This is a genomic window from Streptomyces sp. ATLC9 (assembly GCF_057196705.1).
Genome location: NZ_JBXUOY010000384.1, coordinates 1 through 3,949, shown reverse-complemented (window position 1 = coordinate 3,949; position 3,949 = coordinate 1). Strand labels below are relative to the sequence as shown.

General features: G+C 71.9%; 5 protein-coding genes and 1 pseudogene. 3 read left to right on the top strand and 3 right to left on the bottom strand.

Going from position 1 to position 3,949, the window contains the following annotated elements; all coding sequences use genetic code 11:
* Positions 1-99 precede the first annotated feature (99 nt).
* Positions 100-456 carry a HesB/IscA family protein gene (locus tag AC2CJA_RS25085; protein ID WP_241717224.1) on the bottom strand — a complete coding sequence of 119 codons (357 nt, stop codon included), beginning with the start codon at positions 454-456 and terminating at the stop codon, positions 100-102.
* A 244-nt stretch (positions 457-700) separates the two neighbouring features.
* Here AC2CJA_RS25085 and nadA point away from each other — a divergent pair, with 244 nt between their 5' ends.
* Both nadA and AC2CJA_RS25075 read left to right on the top strand, forming a co-directional pair.
* Entirely contained in the window at positions 701-1,921 is a 1,221-nt protein-coding gene (gene nadA / locus AC2CJA_RS25080) for a quinolinate synthase NadA (protein ID WP_484604957.1), read from the top strand.
* A 149-nt stretch (positions 1,922-2,070) separates the two neighbouring features.
* Positions 2,071-2,286: pseudogene (locus AC2CJA_RS25075) on the top strand (GNAT family N-acetyltransferase); the annotation flags it as partial.
* Between the two features lie 33 nt (positions 2,287-2,319).
* Here AC2CJA_RS25075 and pspAA read toward each other — a convergent pair.
* Together pspAA and AC2CJA_RS25065 are read right to left on the bottom strand one after the other, a co-directional pair.
* The gene (pspAA, locus tag AC2CJA_RS25070; RefSeq protein WP_484604956.1) at positions 2,320-2,610 is read right to left on the bottom strand and encodes a PspA-associated protein PspAA; all 291 of its coding nucleotides are present in this window, start codon (positions 2,608-2,610) and stop codon (positions 2,320-2,322) included.
* A 76-nt stretch (positions 2,611-2,686) separates the two neighbouring features.
* Positions 2,687-3,475 carry a PspA/IM30 family protein gene (locus AC2CJA_RS25065; protein WP_484604958.1) on the bottom strand — a complete coding sequence of 263 codons (789 nt, stop codon included), beginning with the start codon at positions 3,473-3,475 and terminating at the stop codon, positions 2,687-2,689.
* A 261-nt stretch (positions 3,476-3,736) separates the two neighbouring features.
* Here AC2CJA_RS25065 and AC2CJA_RS25060 point away from each other — a divergent pair.
* On the top strand, positions 3,737-3,949 hold a 213-nt coding region (locus AC2CJA_RS25060), incomplete at its 3' end, for a DUF3043 domain-containing protein (protein ID WP_484604955.1).

Here is a 3,949-nt window from a genome sequence, read left to right as displayed (position 1 = left end):
GGGGGCCGCACGGGGTAGGGGGGGCGCGCGGGGGGGGCCGCCCCCCTTCCCCGTGCCGTGTGCGCCCGCGCCGCCCTCGGGTGGCGCGGCCGGGGCGGTTCAGCTGAAGGAGTCGCCGCAGGCGCAGGAGCCCGAGGCGTTCGGGTTGTCGATGGTGAAGCCCTGCTTCTCGATGGTGTCGACGAAGTCGATGGAGGCGCCGCCCAGGTACGGGGCGCTCATGCGGTCGGTCACGACGCGGACACCGTCGAACTCCTTGACGACGTCGCCGTCCAGCGACCGCTCGTCGAAGAAGAGCTGGTACCGCAGGCCGGAGCAGCCGCCGGGCTGAACGGCGACGCGCAGGGCCAGGTCCTCGCGGCCCTCCTGTTCGAGCAGGCTCTTGACCTTCGCCGCGGCGGCGTCGGACAGGATGATTCCGTCAGTCGTCACAGCGGTCTCGTCCGATACGGACATCTGCTTCTCTCCCGGGTTGTACGGACTGCTCTGCCGCCTGCTCAACAGGCGGCTTCCCGGTTTCATTCCAGGCCGGGCACGTCTTTGCGTCTCTCATGCTCGCATACCCGGCACCCGGCGGTCACTCCCGCGCGCGGGGGCGGGGATGCGTCACACTGACACGATCGGCATCGTCAATATGACGTGAAGCGGCTATGATAGATAACGTCAATCCGACGAAAAGACCCGCTGAGCCGATGAAAGGGTGCGTGCCGTGAACACCGCCCCGTCTTCCGCCCCCGCCCCGGCCACCCCCGGGGACGCCCTGGACGTCCAGCCGACCCCGCTGGCCCTGCTCCTCCTCGGCCGCGACTCCGACCCGAGGAGCGAGCGCGGAGTGGAGTGCCCCGGCGACCTGCCCTCCCCGTCGGACCCCGGCCTGATCGAGCGCGCCCGCGCGGCGAAGGAGCGGCTGGGCGAGAGGGTCTTCGTGCTCGGCCACCACTACCAGCGCGACGAGGTCATCCGGTTCGCCGACGTCACCGGCGACTCCTTCAAACTCGCCCGGGACGCCGCCGCCCGCCCGGAGGCGGAGTACATCGTCTTCTGCGGCGTGCACTTCATGGCCGAGTCCGCCGACATCCTCACCTCCGACCGGCAGCAGGTCGTCCTGCCCGACCTGGCCGCGGGCTGCTCGATGGCGGACATGGCCACCGCCGAGCAGGTCGCCGAGTGCTGGGACGTGCTGACCGAGGCGGGCGTGGCCGGCGCCACCGTCCCGGTCTCGTACATGAACTCCTCGGCCGACATCAAGGCCTTCACCGGGCGGCACGGCGGCACCATCTGCACCTCCTCCAACGCCGGGCGGGCGCTGGAGTGGGCCTTCTCCCAGGGGGAGAAGGTGCTGTTCCTGCCCGACCAGCACCTGGGCCGCAACACCGCGGTGCGGGAGATGGGGATGTCCCTGGAGGACTGCGTCGTCTACAACCCGCACAGGCCGAACGGCGGCCTGACCGCCGAGGAGCTGCGGGCGGCGAAGATGATCCTGTGGCGCGGTCACTGCTCGGTGCACGGGCGCTTCACGCTGGAGTCGGTGAACGACGTGCGCGAGCGCGTTCCCGGCGTCAACGTGCTGGTGCACCCCGAGTGCCGCCACGAGGTCGTCGCGGCGGCCGACCACGTCGGCTCCACCGAGTACATCATCAAGACCCTGGAGGCGGCTCCGGCCGGCTCCAGGTGGGCGATCGGCACCGAGCTCAACCTGGTGCGCCGGCTGGCGAACCGCTTCGCCCCCGAGCGCAAGGAGGTCGTCTTCCTGGACCGGACGGTCTGCTTCTGCTCGACCATGAACCGGATCGACCTGCCCCACCTGGTGTGGGCGCTGGAGTCGCTGGCCGACGGCAAGGTCGTCAACCGCGTCCAGGTCGACCCCGAGACCGAGAAGTTCGCCAAGCTGGCCCTGGAGCGGATGCTCGCCCTGCCGTGATTCCCGGGGAGCCCGCCCCGCGCGCGTGACGCACGTGGTGCGGGCTCGGCGGGATCGGCCAGGATGGCCGTCATGCTGCTGCGCCCGGTACGCGACCGTGAGGACGACGCCCAGGCCGTGCGGTTCGTCGCGGACGCCGCCCTCCTGGCGCGACCTCACGGCGACTGGCCACCCGGCTGCTGACCGCCGCACTGGGCGCGGCGGGCGAGGGCCGCCGGGTGCGGATCGAGGGTCTGACCGCCGGGCAGCAGTGGGCACTGGACGTCGGGCTGGCCGCCGGCCTGGAGCCGGACACCGCGGGCTGGATCGCGCTGCGCGGGATGCGGCCGCCGTCGCCCTACGTCCCCTGCGCCGCGTTCCCGTAGGGCGGCCGCCGGGGCCCCTGTCCCCGGGGTCCCTCAGGCGGGGGCGTCGGCGGGGAAGAGCCCGTCCTCGCCCAGCATGGCGCGTACCTCCTCCAGCGTCGCCCCGGGCTCGGGCAGGATCAGCTCCGAGGGCTCCAGGGCGTCGTCGGGCAGGGGCGTGCCCAGCGAGCGCACGGCGTCCAGCAGGGCGTTGAGGGTGCGGCGGAAGCCCGCCTCGTCCCCGTGCTCCATCTCGTGGAGCAGCTCGTCGTCCAGTGCGTTCAGGCCGGGCAGATGGCTGTCGTCCAGCCTGGCCTGCCCCTCCCCCATGATCCGTACGATCACGGCGTTCTCCTTCCGGGCTCACCGGAGGGCGGGTGCCCGGCGCACCGGGAGTGATGCCCCCGGTGCGCCGCCGCCGCTACTGCTTGTCGAAGCGGGGTGCGTCCTGGGACTGCCGGGCCTGCTGCTGCGGCTGCGCGGCCTGGTCCTGCCCGCCCTCGATGGCCTGCCGGTCGCCGCTCGTGCCGCCCGCCAGCTCCGCCTTCATGCGCTGGAGCTCCAGCTCCACGTCGGAGCCGCCGGAGATGCGGTCCAGCTCGGCCGCGATGTCGTCCTTGGCCATTCCGCTGGAGTCGTCCAGGGCTCCCGAGGCGAGCAGTTCGTCGATCGCCCCGGCCCGGGCCTGGAGCTGGGCGGTCTTGTCCTCGGCCCGCTGGACGGCCAGGCCGACGTCGCCCATCTCCTCGGAGATGCCGGAGAAGGCCTCGCCGATGCGCGTCTGGGCCTGTGCCGCGGTGTAGGTGGCCTTGATGGTCTCCTTCTTGGTGCGGAAGGCGTCCACCTTGGCCTGGAGACGCTGGGCGGCGAGGGTGAGCTTCTCCTCCTCGCCCTGGAGCGTCTGGTGCTGCTGCTCCAGATCGGTCACCTGCTGCTGGAGGGCCGCGCGGCGGGAGAGCGCCTCGCGCGCCAGGTCCTCGCGGCCGAGGGCGAGCGCCTTGCGGCCCTGGTCCTCGAGCTTGGAGGACTGGCCCTGGAGCTGGTTGAGCTGGAGTTCCAGCCGCTTGCGGGAGGTCGCCACGTCGGCGACCCCGCGGCGTACCTTCTGCAGCAGTTCGAGCTGCTTCTGGTACGAGTAGTCGAGCGTCTCGCGCGGATCCTCGGCCCGGTCCAGGGCCTTGTTGGCCTTCGCGCGGAAGATCATCCCCATACGCTTCATAACACCGCTCATGGGCTTCGCGCGCCCCCTTCGAAGACGGACTGAACCTCGCACACCGACAGGTCCCACCCTACGGGCCCTGCTTCCATTACCGCACTGTTCGGACCTGGATGTACTCCTCCTCCAGGACGATCGGCGGCCGGTGTTTCTCCCGCCCGGGAAGTAGCAGGGGGGGGTACGGCGACCCGCCGTTGCCGGATCGTTCCCCGTGGGGGTGGGGGTCACACCTGCCCGCCCCGTACTCTTGGCGGTGTGTTCCGAAGCCGTTCTCGTGATGAGCAGACCGCGTCTCCCCGGGAGAACGCGGAACTGACCAAGCAGCACCGTGACCCGCAGGCACCCAAGGGCCGCCCGACGCCCAAGCGCAGCGAGGCCGAGGCGCTGCGTCGTGCCGTGGCCAAGCCGCCGGCCGACCGCAAGGAGGCCGCCCGGCGCGCCCGCGAGGCCCGCCGCGCCGAGCTGGCG

What these genes read in the sequence shown, in the direction of transcription:
- AC2CJA_RS25085 (WP_241717224.1), bottom strand. Translation starts at nt 456, where the DNA reads ATGTCCGTATCGGACGAGACCGCTGTGACGACTGACGGAATCATCCTG.
- AC2CJA_RS25065 (WP_484604958.1), bottom strand. Translation starts at nt 3,475, where the DNA reads ATGGGGATGATCTTCCGCGCGAAGGCCAACAAGGCCCTGGACCGGGCC.